We start from the raw sequence: 17153 nt of genomic DNA, 5'->3' as shown, positions 1-17153 counted from the left end.
TGTTCAGGTTTGACAATGGTCGGCAGACGAGCCCCAAGCTACGCGACGGGCTCAAACGCCCAAGGGTGGGTCGGGGTCTCGTCTGCCTCCTTCATCTTCCCACAGATCAAAGAGACAAGGGTGGGTGCCAACCCACCATCCCACCTGTCCACTCTCGCAGAACGGTGGGTTTCACCCACCCTACAGATGACCGGTAGGGTGCGTGTTTCCACACACCACCCGCGAGCACCCCTCAAAAATCGACCGCGAGGCCCTTCTTCTCCCAGTCGCCATAGCGCACCGGCTCCGGCCCGTCCCTTCCGCCCAGTTCCGGCGGCAAGGGCGCCTTGCCCTCGGCAACCTTCCGGCGCGCCTCGGCCTCGGCCAAAGCGCGTTTCGCGGCAGGTGGCAGATCGTCGTCCATGACCGACCCTTCCTTGTGTGGCACTCCACGGTGATATAACCCGCATCCCGAAGCAGCAAGGGGACCGCAATGGCCGAAGGCGTCGTGGCGCGCGCCACCGCAGTGGCAATTCTGGACGGGGTTCTGGGCGAAGGCCGGATGCTCTCCGACTTCTCGGGCGAGGGGCTGGCCCCCGCCGACCGCGCCCGCGCCCTGCGGCTGGCGGAAACCACGCTGCGCCACCTGGAACCGGCGGACAGGCTCCTCGACAAGCACCTCCGCAAATCCCCCCCGCTGACTGTCCGCAACACTCTCCGCCTCGCCGTCACCGAACGCGCCGAAGGTGCCCCCGCCCACGGTGTCGTCAACGCGGCGGTGGAGATCACCCGCAAGGGCGGCAAGCGCAGCCAGCATCTTGCGGGCCTCGTCAACGCCGTCCTCCGCGCGCTGCCCGATCCCGTCACCCTCGCGCCGCAGAAACTGCCCCGCTGGCTCCGCCAACCCCTCGTACACAGCTACGGTCGCGACATCGTCACCGCCATCGAAGCCGTCCAGGCTCAGGAACCCCCGCTCGACCTCACCCTGCGCGAAGGTTTCCCGCACCCGGAAGGCGACCTCCTCCCCACCGGCAGCCTCCGCCTCCGCAGCCCCGGCCAGCTTTCCGCCCTGCCGGGCTATGCCGAGGGCGGCTGGTGGGTCCAGGACGCCGCCGCCGCCCTCCCCGCCAAACTCCTGCAACCCATGCCGGGAGAACGCATCCTCGACCTCTGCGCCGCCCCCGGCGGCAAGACCCTGCAACTCGCCGCCGCCGGAGCACAGGTCACCGCCCTCGACATCTCCGCTCCCCGCATGGCCCGCCTGCAAGCGAACCTCGCCCGCACCGGCCTGACCGCTAGCCTCGTCACCGCCGACGCGCTGCACTGGCAACCCGACGCCCCCTTCGATGCCATCCTCCTTGACGCCCCCTGTTCGGCCAGCGGCACCATCCGCCGCCACCCCGACCTGCCCTTCGTCAAGGACGGCAGCGAACTCCCTTCCCTCACCGTCCTGCAAACCGCCCTGATCGACCGTGCGCTCACCTGGCTGAAGCCGGGGGGCCGCCTCGTCTTCTCCACCTGCTCGCTTTTCCCCGAGGAAGGCGAGGCGCAACTCACCGCCGCGCTCGCCCGGCACCCCAGCCTCACCGTCGACCGCCCCGATCTCTCCGGGCTCGACCCCGCCTGGTGGACCCCGGAAGGCGCCCTCCGCCTCCGCCCCGATCACTGGGCCGAACGGGGCGGCATGGACGGCTTCTTCCTCGCCCGCCTGAGAAAGCCGGGCTGACTGCCGAGCTAAACCTGCTCCATTCACATTTGCCCAAATATCCTCGGGGGTTTGGGGGTGGAAAACCCCCAACTGCCCGAGCCGGTTGCGCGTTCTTCACGCGCAGAGGCGAGACAAAGGCTTGCGCGTCAGCGCTCGATTCAGCAACCGCCCCTACCTGCGCAACGCTGTACCTCCCGGACCTGCCGGATCACCCTGCTCCCCCTCTCCCCGCAGAGGGGGGCCGGGGAGGGGCCTACATCAAAGACTAAGAAATCCCTAACGTCCGCAATCAACCCCTTGAATTCATTTAGTCGAAAAATCTGTCCACCGTGGACACCTACCGCAGCAGCCCCAGCACCTCCAGGCTCGGATAGCCGTCGGCGACCAGCCCCCGCGCCTTCTGGAAGGCCTTCACTGCCGCCACCGTCTTCGGTCCCATCCGCCCGTCGACGCCCCCCGGATCGAACCCGGCCCGCCCCAGCCGCTCCTGCAACTCCCGCCGCTCCTCCAGCGTCAGCGCCCGCAGCTCGCGCGGCCAGCCGTGCTGGATCGCCGGGCCCCCGGCAAGCCGGTCCGACAGCGACCCGATCGCCACCACATAGGCATCCGCCGTGTTGTATTTCTCGATCACCTGGAAATTCGGCCAGATCAGGAAGGCCGCCCCCCGATACCCCCCCGGCAAGAGGATCGACCCCGGCCCATGCTCCGGCAGGTCCGCCCCGCCGACCAGCCGCACTCCCAGCGCCTGCCAGTCGCTGACCGGCTTCACCACCCGCTCGGTGGTCTGGTCATAGTCGAACCCCTCCGGCAGCGCCACCTCCACCCCCCAGGGCTGCCCCTTGGTCCAGCCCCAGTGCCGCAGGTAATTCGCGGTCGAGGCCAGAGCATCCGCCGGATCATCGCCCCAGAGGTTCTTCTTCCCATCCCCGTCGAAATCGACTGCAAACTTCTCCCAGCTGGACGGCATGAACTGGGTGTGCCCGCTCGCTCCCGCCCAGGACCCCGCGAACTGCTCAACATGCCCGCCCTGAACGATCTTCAGGGCCGCGATCAGCTCCGCCTCGAAGAAGGCCCGCCGCCGCCCCTCATAGGCCAGCGTCGCCAGCGACCCCAGCACCGGCAGGTCGCCCCGGTAGGTGCCATAGGCGCTCTCCAGCCCCCAGACCGCCGCGACGACCTCCTTCTCCACCCCGTATTCCGCCTCGATCCGCTCCAGCAACGCCCGGTTCCGCTCGATGGCCTTCAGCCCCAAAGCCACCCGGTCCTCGGATACGGCGGTGTCCAGGTAATCCCAGATCGTCTTCGAAAACTCGTTCTGGTTCCGGTCGCGCTCCACCACCTTCGGGTCGAAAACCACCCCCCGCAGCGCCGCATCGAAGGTCGAGGCCTGCACCCCCGCCGCCAACGCCCGGGGCCGGAAGCCCTCCACCCAGGCGTCCAGCCCGGCCTGCGATCCCATGTCAACCTCCACGCCCGGTTCTGGATCAGGCAGGATCGTCTGCGCCTGCGCTGCAAGACCCAGCACCATGCCCGCCGCAAGAGCCACCAAAATCCTTCGAAGGATAAGCCACGACTTTTCGAAAAGTCTTGCGCCCCTCATCGCCGCTTGCGCACCAGCCGCCGTTTCGCCGCCGCCTGCGCGGGACGCCTCGGCTGATATTTCCCGCCCTTCCGCCGCGGCGGCCGCACCACCGCCCCCTCCACCGACAAAAGCTCCAGGATCAGCCCGCCGGTCACCGGCACCGCCTCGGAGAGCCGCACCACGACCTTCTGCCCGATCCCCAGCGTCAACCCTGTCTCGGCCCCCATCAGCGTCTGGCTGGCCTCGTCGTAGTTGAAATATTCCCGCCCCAAGGCCCGGACCGGGATCAGCCCGTCCGCCCCGGTCTCGTCCAGCCGGACGAAGACCCCGAAGCGCTGCACCCCGGAAATCCGCCCCGCGAACTCCGCCCCCACCCGGTCCGCCAGATAGGCCGCCAGATAGCGGTCCGTCGTATCCCGCTCCGCCGCCATGCTGCGCCGCTCGGCTTCCGAGATCAGCTTGCCCGTCTCCTCCAGGTTCTCCTCGTCCCAGGCCGACAGCCCGTCCTTGCCCCAGCCATGCCCCGAAATCAGCGCCCTATGCACGATCAGGTCGGAATAGCGCCGGATCGGCGAGGTGAAATGCGCATAGTTCCGCAACGCGAGGCCGAAATGCCCGAAATTCTCCGGGTGGTAATAGGCCTGGGTCATCGACCGCAGGGTGGAGAGGTTGATCAGCTCGTCGAACTCGGTCCCCTGCGCCTGCGCCAGCAGCCGGTTCAGGTGCTTCGTCTGCAACACCTGCCCCTTGGCCAGCGTCAGCCCCGCGCCTTCCGCCACCTCGCGCAAGCCTTCCAGCTTCAGGGGCGAGGGCTCCTCGTGCACCCGGAACAGCAGGGGCCGCTTCAGCCGGATCAGCTCTTCCGCCGCCGCTACATTGGCGAGGATCATCATCTCCTCGATCAGCTTGTGCGCCTCGAGCCGCTCCTTGAACGCGACCGACACCACCCGCCCCTCGGCGTCCAGCTCGATCCTGCGCTCGGGCAGCTCCAGGTCCAGCGGCTGCCGCGCCTCGCGCGCCCGCTTCAACGCGGCATAGGCGGCGTAGAGCGGCTTCAGCACCGGCTCGACCAAGGGCGCGGTCTTCTCGTCCGGCGCTCCGTCCACCGCCGCCTGCACCTGCGCATAGTGCAGCGACCCGACCGAGCGCATCATCCCCCGCACGAAACGGTGGTTGCGCTTGTGGCCTTCGTGGTCGATCACCATCCGCACGGCGAGGCAGGCGCGGTCCACCCCCTCGTGCAAGCTGCACAGGTCGCCCGAGAGGATATCCGGCAGCATCGGCACCACCCGGTCGGGGAAATAGGTCGAATTGCCCCGGCGACGCGCCTCGCGGTCCAGCGCCGAGCCCGGCGTCACATAATGCGCCACATCGGCAATTGCGACCCAGATCACGAAGCCGCCGATATTGCCGGGATCGCTGTCCGCTTCCGCGAAGACCGCATCGTCGCGGTCGCGCGCATCCACCGGGTCGATGGTCGCCAGCGGCAGGCCCCGCAGATCCTCGCGCCCCGCCATGCCCACCGGCTCGGCCCGGTCCGCCTCAAGGATCACCGCATCCGGGAAGACATCCGGGATGCCATGCTGGTGGATGGCGATGAGCGAAGCCGCCCTTGACCCCGCCGGATCGCCCAGCCGCGCCACGACCTGCGCCGCAGGCAGGCCCAGCCGCCGCCCGCCCACCGCCTCGGCCTCGACCAGCTCGCCATCCTTCGCGCCCATCGTCATGTCGGACGAGACACGCCATTCCTTGTCGTCGCCCTTCTCGATCGGCACGATCCGCCCGCCCTGCGCGCCCAGCCGGAACACCCCCAGCACCTTGCGCGGGTTCGACCCCAGCCGCCGGATCAGCCGCGCCTCATAGGCGTAATCGTCCAGATCGACCTTGCTGAGCCGCGCCAGAATCCGGTCCCCCGCGCCCAAAGCCGGATCGCCCTTCTTCGGGATGACCAGGATGCGCGGCCCCTCGTCCACGCCTTCCTCCAGCGGTTTCGCGTAGAGGTCCCCTGCCGCATCCGGCGCCAGCACCTGCAACACCGCGACCGGCGGCAACACTCCCGGCTCGCGGAAGCGGCGGGCGCTCTTCTCCACCACGCCTTCGCTTTCCAGCTCGCGCAGCAGCGCCTTAAGCTCGATCCGCGCGTCCCCCTTGATGCCGAAGGCCTTGGCAATGTCGCGCTTGGCCGAAAGGCCGGGGTTCTCGGAAATCCACTGCCGGATTTCATCCTTGGAGGGCAAAGCTTTCATGGCCGAAGACCTAGCACGCCGGACGGGCCAAGACTACCCGACAGGCCCTTTCACCTGGCAGCAAATATCCTCGGGGGGTTTGGGGGGCGAAGCGCCCCCAACGGCCGAGGAGGAGGGCGGTCAGTCCCGACGACGAGACAAAAGACTTGCGCGCCAGCGCTCAATTCAAAGGCCGCCCCTCACAAGGCGCGGCGCATGTGCCGGTGCAGGATGCCGGCGTCCAGGAATTCCTCGCCTTCCACGGCGAAGCCCAGCTTTTCGTAGAACCCGGTGGCATGGCTTTGCGAGCCGAGATAGGCCTCGCTGATCCCCGACTGCCGCCGCAACTCCTCCAGCGCGGCAAGGATCAGCGCCTCGCCGAGGCCGATGCCCCGCGCTTCCGGCAGCACGCAGACCCGGCCGATCTTGCCCACGCCGCCGTTCATCAGGATCCGCGCCGTGCCGACCGGGCAATCCCCGTCCCAGGCCAGAAGGTGAATGGCCTTGCCGTCCAGCCCGTCCACCTCCTCCGCCAGGCTCACGCCCTGCTCGTCGATGAACACCACCTTGCGCAGGGCCTGGCAGGTCGGGATGTCGCGCGTAACCTCGATGCGGATCGAATCGGGGCACGTCATGCGAAATAGTCCTGCAGGACCCGGGTATAGATCGCCTTCAGCTGGTCGATCTGCTCCACCGCCACCCGCTCGTTGACCTGGTGCATGGTCTTGCCGACCAGCCCGAACTCGATCACCGGGCAATGGTCCTTGATGAAGCGCGCATCCGAGGTGCCGCCAGAGGTCGAGGCCACCGGCTTCCGCCCGGTTTCCGCCTGCACCGCCTTGGCAACCATCGCCGACAACTCGCCCGGCGGGGTCAGGAAGCTTTCCCCCGCGACGCTGACCTTCAACCCGATGGTCGTTCCTGTCGCCTCGGCCACCGCTTCCGCCTCGTGGCGCAGCCAGGCCGACAGGGTGTCGCCGGAATGGGTGTCGTTGAAGCGGATGTTGATCCGCGCCGTGGCCCGCGCCGGAATCACGTTCCCTGCCGGGTTGCCGCAGTCGATGGTGGTGATGGCCAGCGTCGAAGGGTCGAAATGCTGCGTCCCCCGGTCCAGGGGCTCTGCCTCCAGCCGCGCCAGCAACTTCACCATCGCGGAAAGCGGGTTCTTCGCCCGGTGCGGATAGGCCGAATGGCCCTGCACCCCCTCGACCGTGATGTCGCAGGTCAAGGACCCGCGCCGCCCGATCTTCATCATGTCGCCCATTTCATGCGGGCAGGTCGGCTCGCCAACCAGGCAATGCGTCATCCGCTCGCCGTTGAAGGCCATCCAGTCCAGGATCGCCACCGTGCCGTCCTTGCCCTCGCCCTCCTCGTCGCCGGTGATCGCGATGATCACCGCGCCGTCGGGCGGGGTCTCGCGCACGAAATCCGCCGCCGCCGCGACAAAGGCCGCCACGCCGGATTTCATGTCGCAGGCACCCCGGCCATACATGAACCCGTCGCGGATCTCGGCCCCGAACGGGTCATAGGTCCAGGCCTCGGCATCGCCCACCGGCACCACATCGGTATGCCCGTTGAAGCCGAAGGCCTTGTTGGCCCCCGCCTTGCCCCAGCGTGCGTAAAGATTGGCGATCCCGCCCCGGTCGACCCGCGTGCAGCTGAAGCCCGCCTTGCCCAGCACGGTTTCCAGCAGCCTGATCGCCCCGCCCTCCTCCGGCGTGACAGAGGGGCAGCGGATCAGCTTGGCGGTCAGTTCCACCGGGTCAACGGGTTCGAAGGGCATCGTCGGGTCCAGAATTGCGCGCGAGACGATCCCTAACGGGTTGGACGCGCCCCTGCAACCGCAAGGCGTGCGGTGTCGCGCTGACCGGGCGTCAGTCGAAGAACGGCGTCATCTCGGCGACGATGACCGAATTCTCTTCCAGCGCCCGTTGCATCAGCGCCTGCTCGGCCTCGTCGATCTCGTCGCCCGCCTTCAGTCGTTCGTCCAGCGTGCCCAGGCCCTGCACCTCCAAGGGCGACAGGTCGGCTTCCTTCAGGATCGCCACCGTCTCGCGCACGGCTTCCGCCTCGTCCACGCCGGAGGCATAGCACAACAGCGCCGCGCCGGTGGCCTTCGGCGGCAGCCCGTCGCCCTCCTTGCGGCCGACCTCGACGATCAGCGAATAGACCTGTTGCGGGCGCTTGGGCTTGGCTTCACCTTCCGTTGCCGCCATCACTCTCAGTCCCGCAAAAGTTCGTTGATCGAGGTCTTCGACCGGGTCTGCGCATCGACCTTCTTCACGATCACCGCGCAGTAGAGGTTGATCCCCCCCTTCGACGGCATCGACCCCGCGACGACGACCGAACCCGGTGGAACCTCGCCATACATCACCTCGCCGGTTTCCCGGTCGACGATCTTGGTCGACTTGCCGATGAAGACCCCCATCCCCAGGACCGAGCCCTCGCGGATGATGCAGCCCTCCACCACTTCCGACCGCGCGCCGATGAAGCAGTTGTCCTCGATGATCGTCGGGCCCGCCTGCATCGGCTCCAGCACCCCGCCGATGCCCACACCGCCCGACAGATGCACGTTCTTGCCGATCTGCGCGCAGGAGCCGACCGTGGCCCAGCCGTCGACCATCGAGCCCTCATCGACATAGGCCCCGATGTTGACGAATGACGGCATAAGCACCACGCCCCTGGCGATATAGGCCGACCGCCGGACGATCGACCCGGGAACCGCCCGGAACCCGGCCTCGCGCCAGTCCTCGGCGGTCCAGCCCTGCCATTTCGACGGCACCTTGTCCCACCAGTTCGACCCGCCATTGCTGCCGGAAATCTCGTACATGTCGGTCAGCCGGAACGACAGAAGGACAGCCTTCTTCGCCCACTGGTTCACATGCCAGTCGTTGCCGCGCTTTTCCGCCACCCGCAGCGACCCGCCATCCAGCGCCGACAGCGTCGCCTCGATGGCGTCGCGCTGTTCGCCCCTCGTGGCAGGCGAAATCCCCTCGCGCGCCTCCCATGCGGCTTCGATGGCGGCTTCGAGTGCTGCGTTCGACATGGGCGGGCCTTTCCAGTGCAGATGGATCGGCTGAGCCTATAGCGGCAGGCGGCGCCACACACAATCACCGCCTGCCGCGCGCCTCATGCCGTCGCCTGCCGCCCGGCCCGCAGTGTCATCAGCCCCACGATCAGGGCGATGACCGCCAGGAAGATCGCGCTGGTGACGATGGTCCCGAACCCCAGCCCGCCATATTCCGGCGGCTGCGACAGGAGGTCCCCGAACGACGCCCCCAGCGGCCGGGTGAAGATGTAGGCCAGCCAGAAGCCCAGGATCGCGTCCAGCCCCATCAGATAGTAACCCACGGCCAGCGACAGGATGATCATCCCGAACAGGATGCCGGTCGCCAGGTAGCCCAGTCCGAACCGTTCGGCCATCAGGTCGCCCGCCGCAGTGCCAAGCGCGAAGGTGAACAGGATCGCCAGCCAGTAGTAGGCCTCGCGGCGGAAGGTCGTGACCTCGTGGATCGAGAGCGTTCCTTCCGCCCGGTACCAGGCCAGGAAGGTCGCGGCCAGCGCCAGGGTGAAGACGGCCGTGGTGACGGTCAGCGGCACGCCGAAATTGTCCACCAGGTTGTCCGTGACCAGGGTGCCCACGATGCTGATCATCACCACCGCCAGCCAGTAGGCCCAAGGCACATAACGCCTCTGCGCGAATTGCACGACCAGCACCACCACCAGCACCGCCGTCATCAGCAGCGACGTCGCGGTCAGCCCCAGGCCCAGGTTCACCGCCAGGTAGTCGGCGGCGGTTTCGCCCATCGTCACGGCCATCAGCTTGATCAGCCAGAAGTCCAGCGTGACCTCGGGCACCCGGTTCGCCGGGGCGTCGATCTGGGAAACAGTCATCATCCTACCTCGTCAGTTGCCGGACAGGGCCTGCAGCGCCTGCGCGCTGAAGCCGTCTGCGGTCTTGTCGTCGTCGGCGTTGCAGCGTTCGGTCGCCTTGGCGACCAGGTCGTCGATCTTCGCCACGGCCTCGGGCGCCAGCTTGACCACGTCACGCTTCGCCGTGATGTCCTTCAGCATCGCCTCGCAGGGCAGGGGATGCCCGCCCGCATCGGTCACGGCCACGCCGCCCACCATCTGCACCCCGCCGCCTGACCCCGAGGCAACTGGGTCCGCCAGCGCCACTTGCAACGCGGCCAGGGCCGTCTCGACCTCGCCCGCGTCGGGGGGCGCGGCCCGAAGCGCCGACAACGCGTCGTCCGCTGCCCCGTCGATCCGGCCCCAGGCCTCGGGGTCCCTGGGCTGCAACACCGGCTGGGCGTCATCCCAGGCGGTTTCCAGGTCCTTGATCCGCGCCTTGGCCTTGACCAGGTCGCCCGAGCTGGCGATGCCCTGCACGTCGGTCACGATGGCCGCCATCGCTGACAGGTCGCCCAGCGGGTTCGCCACAGCCGCAACCGGGGTCGGCACCAGATAGGCCCGGCCACCAAAGAAGGCCCCGACCGCTACCGCGATCAGCGCCGTCGCCAAAAGAAACTGCTTCACGTTGCATCCTTCTCGAGACTCGCCCCCGGAGCAGTGGGTTCGCCCGATATTCCCGAGCAATTCACTAAGGCGTGAGGGTGGGGAGTTTTGCGGAACTGGCCTCGGAAAGCGGGACAGGATAAGCCTGCGCTTACACCGGCAAGCCAAGGCATCCCATGAAAGACGAACCCCGCAGCCACCCGTTCCGCGACAGCGTCGAGGACATCGCCGCCGCCAAGCGTATCCCCGACACGCCGCAGACCCGTGCGCCCGCCTATCGCCTGGCCTTCGCCGACCGCGATTTCCTGACGCGCGAGGAACTGCGCCCGGTCCGGCTCCAGCTCGAACTCCTGAAGCCGCAGCTGATCATGGACGAACGCGGGATCGAGACGACCATCGTCATGTTCGGCGGCGCGCGCATCCCCGCGCCCGAACACCGCGACACCGCGCGCACCAGGGCGCTGGCCGACCTGTCGCACTACTACGAGGAAGCCCGCCGCTTCGCCCGGATCATGACCGAGCGTTCCCTGGAAAGCTACGGGCGCGAGAATGTCATCTGCCCCGGCGGCGGCCCCGGCGTGATGGAGGCCGGCAACCGCGGTGCCGACGAGGCCGGGGGGCAATCCATCGGGTTGAACATCGTCCTGCCGCACGAACAGGCGCCGAACATCTATGTGACGCCGGACCTGTCGTTCAACTTCCACTACTTCGCGATCCGCAAGATGCATTTCCTGATGCGGGCGAAAGCCGTCTGCGTCTTCCCCGGCGGCTTCGGCACGCTGGACGAGATGTTCGAGAGCCTGACCCTGATCCAGACCGGCCGGATGAAGAAGATCCCCTTCTTGCTCTTCGGCCGGGAATGGTGGGAGACGGTGGTGAACTGGAACCACCTTGCCGAGGCCGGAGTGATCTCGCCAGAGGACCTGACGCTGTTTGCAATGGTGGAAACGGCGGAGGAGGCGGTGTCGGTGATCGACGGGTGGCAAGTGCCGGAGTGACTCGTAGGGTGCGCTACAACGCACCTTCCTTTGCCGCCTCGACGGGCCGCAAGTCCTGCAACCACAGCGTGCCGTCGCGCATTCCGCCCCGGATCAGGAACCCGGGCTCCAACACCTCCGGGTGCGCCACGGCCCAATCCCGGTAACGGTCGTTGGTCACGATCCGCACCCCGAACTCCCGCGCGGTCTCCAGCAGGTAGGTGTCGGCCTGCGTCCCCTTCGGCACCACCAGCACCTGCCGGGTCTCCAGCCCGAGCAACCGGGCAAGATCGCCATCGTGCAGATAGCGCCCGGCCAGCTTCCAGCCTGCATTCGCGTCGAAGACCACGCCGGGCACATAACCCAGTTCTTTCAGCCGCCCGATCACTTCGGTCAGCGGGGCCAGAGCCACGACCCCGTCCTGCCAGTGCATGACGTTCGATCCGTCGATCAGGACCCAGGCTTCGTCCCGGGTCGTGACCACGGCCACCCGTGGCCGCCACGCCCAAAGGACAAGGAAGACGACCGCGAGAGCAACCGCAACCAGCATCAGGAAAACCGTCGTGTCGTCCATCAAATCGATTGATCCAATTGCGCTGTCCGTGAAAGACTATCGAGCCGCAGGCTGGGTGCAACCCACCTCGCAGGATGGAAGCGGGTTGGTGGGTTGGCACCCACCGTACTACTCCCCCGATTCGCCCCGCAGGGTTAACGCCCTCCCATCTCCACGCGCGTATGTACGGTTTCCATACGCACTCCATACCGAAAACATACGCCCATTCTTGCCGCGGACTGTCCAACTACCCCAGCGTTCCCAGTCACTTGGCGACCCGGATCGTCTCCCTCTCCCACCCGTCCAGAAACTCCACCCGCTCGCACCCCGCGAACCGCGCCAGCCGGTCCAGCTCTGCCTCCAGCTTCCCGCGCCGGGCCTTGGTCAGCCTCGCCCCGACCTCGGGCCAGAAGGCCTTGACCCGCAGGGCCCCGGCATCGCGGAAGGCCTTCACGTCGATCCGGCCCACCAGCCTTTCGCCCTCCAGAACCGGGAAGACATAGTAGCCCCAGACCCGCTTCGGCTCGGGCACGAAGACCTCGATCCGGTAGTAGAAGCCGAACAGGAACTCTGCCCGGTCGCGGTCGCGCAACGCCGGGTCGAAAGGCGACAGGATGCGCAGGCGGGGGGTGGGTTCGGGCGGCTCCTTGTCCAGACTCTCCGGGAAGATGAAGACCTTGCGGTGTTGACCCAAGGCGCCCTCGACTTCCGCCTCGATGATCTCGCCCCGCGCCAAAGCCTCCCGGCACCACAGCTTCGCCGCCTCCGGCCCGACGGCATTCCAGTAGGCCGCGATCTCTCCGCTCGTCCCGAACCCCAACTGCCGCAAGGCCGAACGGCAGGCCCACTCCGCCACCTCCTCCACCGGCACCGGCGCGCGGTGGGCCTCGGGGATCACCCGTTCCGTCAGGTCGTAGATCTTCGCGAAGCCATCCCGCCGCGTCACCGCGATCCGCCCCGTCCGCCACAGCCATTCCAGCGCGGTCTTCGAGGGATGCCAGTCCCACCAGCCGCCCTTGCCGCGCACCTCGCCCTCGCCGACATCCGCCGTTCCCACCGGCCCATCCTTGGCTATCCGGTTGAGAATGTTGTCGAATTGCGCCTCATAGCCCTCGCGGAACCAACGCTTCCAGTTCTTGTGCAGCCGATCTTCATCGCGCTTGAACCGATGCTGCCAGACCCCGTGCAACCGCGCCGGCAGGATCGAGGCGTCATGCGTCCAGTGCTCCCAGAGGCTGCGGTCCCGCTCCAGCAGCCGCTTCAGCGCCGGCGGCCGGAAGGCCTGCCGCCGCGACCACAGGATCATCTCATGCGCCCGCGCCACGGTGTTGATGCTGTCCACCTGCACGAAGCCGATCCGCTCGATCAGGTCATGCAAGGCCTGCCCGGTGGCCTGGCCCGAGGGTGTCTCGGACAGGGCGTGACGGTCCAGGAACAGGCGGCGGGCGCGGGGGTTGGGGATCAGCGGAAGCATCGCCAAGCGGTAACATTACAAAGTGTTTCCACGAAAGTCGGAAAAGTGACCAAATGCGTCAGCCCGCCCGGTTGCAAACCGAGAATCAGTGCCTACTATCCCCTTGTCTCCTGACACTTTTCTTCGATTACGCTTGGGCGCACCCGCAGGGCTGGGGGTGTGAGCCGGAAAGGATAATGAAGCATTGCCCCACGAAACGCCCCTGATCAGCATCCTTGTCGCCGGGTTCGGTCTGGCCTTCCTTTTCGGCCTTCTGGCGCAACGGCTGAAACTGCCGCTGATCGCGGGCTACCTCTTGGCGGGCGTGGTCATCGGCCCCTTCACGCCGGGCTATGTCGCCGACATGGGGCTGGCCACCGAACTGGCCGAGCTGGGCGTGATCCTGCTGATGTTCGGGGTCGGGCTGCACTTCTCGCCGCGCGACCTGATGGCGGTCAAGGCCATCGCGGTGCCGGGGGCGCTGGGACAGATCGCGGTGGCCACCATCTTCGGTACCGCGATGGGCTGGTTCCTGGGCTGGGGCCTCGGCGCCGCGCTGATCTTCGGCCTTGCGCTGTCGGTCGCTTCGACCGTGGTCCTGCTGCGGGCCTTGCAGGACCGCGACCTCGTCACCACCGACAAGGGCCGCGTGGCGGTCGGCTGGCTGATCGTCGAAGACCTGGTCATGGTCCTGTCATTGGTGCTGATCCCGCCGCTCGCCGGGCTTCTGGGCGGCACGGCCATGCCGGTGGCGGAAGAGGCCGAGGCGGTGGCCGAAGTCACCAGCACCATCGGTATGGGTCCCATCGCCGCGACAGTGCTGATCACGCTCGCCAAGGCCGCAGCCTTCGTCGCGCTGATGCTGGTCGTCGGCCAGCGCGTCATCCCCTGGGTGCTGCACCTGGTCTCGCAGACCCGCTCGCGCGAACTGTTCCGCCTCGCGGTTCTTGCCATCGCGCTGGGGGTCGCCTACGGCGCGACGCATTTCTTCGGCGTCTCCTTCGCGCTGGGGGCCTTCTTCGCCGGGATGGTGATGTCGTCCTCGACCCTGTCGCAGCAAGCCATGCGCGAGACGCTGCCCTTGCGCGACGCCTTCGCCGTGCTGTTCTTCGTCTCTGTCGGCATGCTGTTCAACCCCGGTGTCATCCTGGCCTCGCCGCTGGCGCTGATCGGGACGGTCGTGATCATCCTGTTCGTGAAGTCGGTGGCGGCCTACTACATCGTGAGGGCCTTCGGACGCTCGCACGACCAGGCGCTGACCATCGCGGCCAGCCTGGCGCAGATCGGGGAATTCTCGTTCATTCTCATCAGCATGGGGGTGACGCTGGACATCGTGCCTGCCGAAGCGCGCGATCTGGTCGTGGCGGGGGCGATGCTGTCGATCCTGGCGAACCCGCTGCTGTTCCACCTTCTTGACCGGCGCGAGGCGCGCAAGGCGGAAGCACTTCGTTCGACTTCGTCTCCTCATCGCGAGGACGGCGCGACGAGTGACAACGTCATCGAGGAGCAGACCGCTAGACCGGCCGACCCGTCAGCAGTTTCGGCAGCTCTCCCGTCAACCCCGCCGCCTGCCGGATGAAGCCACGTCGCAGGCCGGGCAGCGCGTTCACCACGCCCATCCCGAGGTCGCGCCCCAGACGCAGCAGCGGATTGTCGCTGGAAAACAGCCGGTTGACCGTGTCCATGCCCAAGGCAAGCGCGGTGGAATCGAACCGCCGCCAGCGCTGGTATTCCTCCAGCGCGGTCGGGCTGCCGGGTTCCTCGCCCCGGCGACGGGCCAGGATCAGTACCTCCGCCAGCGCCGCCACATCGCGCAGGCCCAGGTTCAGGCCCTGCCCGGCGATCGGGTGGACGCCATGCGCCGCGTCGCCCACCAGAGCCACGCGGGGGGCGATGAAGCGCTCAGCCAGGGACAGCGACAGGGGATAGGTGAAGCGGTCGCCCGCAAGGCTGATCTCGCCCAGGAAGTCGCCGAAGCGGGGCCGCAGCGCCTCCAGGTATTCCGCGTCCGGCAGCGCCTGGATCGCGGCGGCGGCGGCGTCGGTCTCGCTCCAGACGATGCTGGAATGATGCCCGCCCTTCAGCGGCAGTATCGCCAGCGGGCCGGAGGGCATGAAGAACTGGTGCGCGATACCTTCGTGGTCGCGCTCATGCCGGATCGCCGTCACCAGCGCGGTCTGGCCATAGCCCCAGCCGATCCGCCGGATGCCCGCCCGCGCCGCCACGCCCGAGCCGCGCCCGTCGCAGCCGACCAGCAGCCCGGCGGTAAGCCTGCGCCCCGAGGCCAGCGTCACCGTCACGCCGGAGGGGCCAACTTCTTGCGCCTGCACGGTTTCCCCGGACAGGAGCGTGATCCCCGGCGCTGCCGCCATCGCGTCGAGGAAGGCCGCATAGAGGTGCCGGTCCTCCAGCATGTGCCCCATCGGGCCTTCCTCGATCTCGGCGGCGTCGAAATGCAGGAAGAAGGGGGCAGCACCTTCGCCCGCGTGACCGTCCGAGGCCTTGATCTGCAGCATCGGCTGCGCCTGATCGGCGACACGCGGCCAGACCCCGATGGCGGTCAGCAGCCGCACCGAGGCGATGGCCAGCGCATAGGCCCTTCCGTCGAACCCCGCCTCGGCGCGGGCGCGGGCGGGGCGGGCATCGACCACGGTCACCCGGAATCCGCCCTGCGCCAGCGCCAACGCCAGCGCCGGGCCGTTCAGGCCCCCTCCAGCGATCAGGATGTCGGTGTCCCAGGTCATCCCCTCTTCTTAGTCCGCCGCGACGGATTGTCCATGCGTCGGCAAGCCGCTACCGTTCGGGAAAACGGGGGGCGGGATGAGCGGAACCTGGGCACATATGACGGCGGCGGACCTTGGCCGGGGGATCGGCGCGGGAAAGATCAACCCGGTCGAGCTGGCCGAGGCCTTTCTCGATCGGATCGAGAGCCACCCGCTCGCCCCCCGCATCTACGCCCGCGCCACGGCGGCAAGGGCACGGGGCGAGGCGATGGCGGCGGCCGCGCGGGCCAAGACGGGATTGCGCAAGGGCCTGTTGGACGGGGTGCCGGTCAGCTGGAAGGACCTGTTCGATACGGCGGGCGTGGCGACCGAGGCGGGTTCGGCGCTTCTGAAGGGCCGCACGCCGGGGCGCGACGCGGCGGTGCTGGAAACCGCGACGCTGCAGGGGCTGGTCTGCCTGGGCAAGACGCATATGTCGGAACTTGCCTTCTCGGGCCTTGGACTGAACCCGGTGACGGCGACGCCGCCGAACCTGAACGACGACAAGGCGGTGCCGGGCGGATCGTCCTCGGGCGCGGCGGCCTCGGTGGCCTTCGGGCTGGCGCCCGCCGCCATCGGGTCGGACACCGGCGGCTCGGTGCGGATTCCGGCGGCGTGGAATGATCTGGTGGGGCTGAAGACCACCGCCGGAAGCCTGCCGATGGCGGGAACGGTCCCCTTGTGCGAGCGCTTCGACACCATCGGACCGCTGGCCCATTCGGTCGAGGACTGTGCGCTGCTGCTGGCCGCGCTCAGCGGCGATCCGGTGGCGGACCTCGCGGGCGCGGACCTGTCGGGCACCCGGCTGGCCGTGCTGGAAACCGTGGCGCTGGACGAGTTGCGCGACCGCCCGGCGCAGGGCTTCGAGGATGCGGTCGCGCGGCTGGGCCGGGCCGGGGCGCGGGTCACCCGGATCACTGTCCCGGAAGTGGCCGAGGCGATGGCGCTGGCGGGGGTCCTTTTCACCTCGGAAGCCTATGGCATCTGGCGCGAGGTGATCGAGGCCGCGCCGCAGAAGATGTTCCCGCGCATCCTGGAACGCTTCCGCTCGGGCGCCGCGATCCCGGCGGTGGACTATGTCGCGGCCTGGCGGAGGCTGGAGGCGATCCGCCAGCTCTGGGCGGCGCGGACGGCGGTCTTTGATGCAGTCCTGCTGCCGACCTCTCCGATCCTGCCGCCCGACGCGAACCGGCTGATGACCGACGACCAGTATTATGTGACCGAGAACCTGCTGGCGCTGCGCAACACGCGGATCGGCAACCTGATGGGGGTCTGCGCGCTGACCCTGCCGACCTCGCAACCCTCCTGCGGGATCACGCTGATGGGTGGGGCCGGGCAGGAAGCGCGGCTTTTGCGGCTGGGATCGGCGGCGGAAACGGCGCTGCGCTAGGGGCTG

At 68.1% G+C, this 17153-nt stretch carries 16 protein-coding genes; 4 read left to right on the top strand and 12 right to left on the bottom strand.

Annotation, left to right across the window (positions count from 1 at the left end; genetic code table 11):
• Positions 1–232: 232 nt before the first annotated feature.
• Positions 233–403 (bottom strand): DUF1674 domain-containing protein, encoded by a 171-nt coding sequence (locus tag ACE3P6_RS05990; protein ID WP_374392678.1) that lies wholly within the window; start codon positions 401–403, stop codon positions 233–235.
• 69 nt (positions 404–472) lie between these two features.
• Between ACE3P6_RS05990 and ACE3P6_RS05985 the strand changes: the two genes are divergently transcribed.
• A complete protein-coding gene (locus tag ACE3P6_RS05985) occupies positions 473–1705 on the top strand; it encodes an RsmB/NOP family class I SAM-dependent RNA methyltransferase (protein WP_374392675.1) in 1233 nt (410 codons plus the stop codon).
• 319 nt (positions 1706–2024) lie between these two features.
• On the opposite strand, the gene ACE3P6_RS05980 is transcribed toward ACE3P6_RS05985, so the two are convergent.
• From ACE3P6_RS05980 to ACE3P6_RS05945, 8 genes are all read right to left on the bottom strand, one after another.
• Entirely contained in the window at positions 2025–3287 is a 1263-nt protein-coding gene (locus tag ACE3P6_RS05980; protein ID WP_374392672.1) for a lytic murein transglycosylase, read from the bottom strand.
• Complete coding sequence (gene rnr, locus ACE3P6_RS05975; protein ID WP_374392669.1) at positions 3284–5515, bottom strand: ribonuclease R; 2232 nt, start codon at positions 5513–5515, stop codon at positions 3284–3286. Before rnr ends, ACE3P6_RS05980 begins: the two co-directional genes overlap by 4 nt.
• Before the next feature lie 179 nt (positions 5516–5694).
• Positions 5695–6129: a GNAT family N-acetyltransferase gene (locus ACE3P6_RS05970; protein WP_374392667.1), complete on the bottom strand. Its 435-nt coding sequence runs from the start codon at positions 6127–6129 to the stop codon at positions 5695–5697.
• Positions 6126–7277 (bottom strand): succinyl-diaminopimelate desuccinylase, encoded by a 1152-nt coding sequence (gene dapE / locus ACE3P6_RS05965; protein WP_374392664.1) that lies wholly within the window; start codon positions 7275–7277, stop codon positions 6126–6128. The genes ACE3P6_RS05970 and dapE overlap by 4 nt, the downstream gene beginning before the upstream one ends.
• A gap of 91 nt (positions 7278–7368) precedes the next feature.
• Positions 7369–7710 (bottom strand): hypothetical protein, encoded by a 342-nt coding sequence (locus ACE3P6_RS05960; RefSeq protein ID WP_374392661.1) that lies wholly within the window; start codon positions 7708–7710, stop codon positions 7369–7371.
• A 5-nt stretch (positions 7711–7715) separates the two neighbouring features.
• On the bottom strand, positions 7716–8540 hold the full coding sequence (dapD, locus tag ACE3P6_RS05955) for a 2,3,4,5-tetrahydropyridine-2,6-dicarboxylate N-succinyltransferase (protein ID WP_374392658.1): 825 nt from the start codon (positions 8538–8540) through the stop codon (positions 7716–7718).
• Between the two features lie 83 nt (positions 8541–8623).
• A complete protein-coding gene (locus ACE3P6_RS05950) occupies positions 8624–9391 on the bottom strand; it encodes a hypothetical protein (RefSeq protein ID WP_374392655.1) in 768 nt (255 codons plus the stop codon).
• A 9-nt stretch (positions 9392–9400) separates the two neighbouring features.
• The gene (locus ACE3P6_RS05945; protein ID WP_374392653.1) at positions 9401–10033 is read right to left on the bottom strand and encodes a hypothetical protein; all 633 of its coding nucleotides are present in this window, start codon (positions 10031–10033) and stop codon (positions 9401–9403) included.
• Between the two features lie 155 nt (positions 10034–10188).
• Between ACE3P6_RS05945 and ACE3P6_RS05940 the strand changes: the two genes are divergently transcribed.
• Positions 10189–11010 carry an LOG family protein gene (locus tag ACE3P6_RS05940; protein ID WP_374392651.1) on the top strand — a complete coding sequence of 274 codons (822 nt, stop codon included), beginning with the start codon at positions 10189–10191 and terminating at the stop codon, positions 11008–11010.
• A 13-nt stretch (positions 11011–11023) separates the two neighbouring features.
• Here ACE3P6_RS05940 and ACE3P6_RS05935 read toward each other — a convergent pair whose 3' ends face one another.
• On the bottom strand, positions 11024–11563 hold the full coding sequence (locus ACE3P6_RS05935) for a hypothetical protein (RefSeq protein ID WP_374392648.1): 540 nt from the start codon (positions 11561–11563) through the stop codon (positions 11024–11026).
• 244 nt (positions 11564–11807) lie between these two features.
• A complete protein-coding gene (locus ACE3P6_RS05930) occupies positions 11808–13016 on the bottom strand; it encodes a winged helix-turn-helix domain-containing protein (RefSeq protein ID WP_374392646.1) in 1209 nt (402 codons plus the stop codon).
• Positions 13017–13200: 184 nt separating this feature from the next.
• Here ACE3P6_RS05930 and ACE3P6_RS05925 point away from each other — a divergent pair, with 184 nt between their 5' ends.
• A complete protein-coding gene (locus ACE3P6_RS05925; RefSeq protein ID WP_374392643.1) occupies positions 13201–14574 on the top strand; it encodes a cation:proton antiporter in 1374 nt (457 codons plus the stop codon).
• On the opposite strand, the gene ACE3P6_RS05920 is transcribed toward ACE3P6_RS05925, so the two are convergent.
• Positions 14510–15739, bottom strand: coding sequence for an FAD-dependent monooxygenase (locus tag ACE3P6_RS05920; protein ID WP_374392641.1), 1230 nt, complete (start codon positions 15737–15739; stop codon positions 14510–14512). The genes ACE3P6_RS05925 and ACE3P6_RS05920 overlap by 65 nt on opposite strands.
• 76 nt (positions 15740–15815) lie before the next feature.
• Between ACE3P6_RS05920 and ACE3P6_RS05915 the strand changes: the two genes are divergently transcribed.
• Positions 15816–17147, top strand: a complete 1332-nt coding sequence (locus ACE3P6_RS05915) for an amidase (RefSeq protein WP_374392639.1) — start codon at positions 15816–15818, stop codon at positions 17145–17147.
• Positions 17148–17153: the final 6 nt, after the last annotated feature.

Source organism: Tabrizicola sp. (assembly GCF_041911175.1).
GTDB lineage: Bacteria > Pseudomonadota > Alphaproteobacteria > Rhodobacterales > Rhodobacteraceae > Tabrizicola.
Note: the sequence above shows the minus strand (reverse complement) of the source record. Positions and strands in the feature narration are given on the sequence as shown.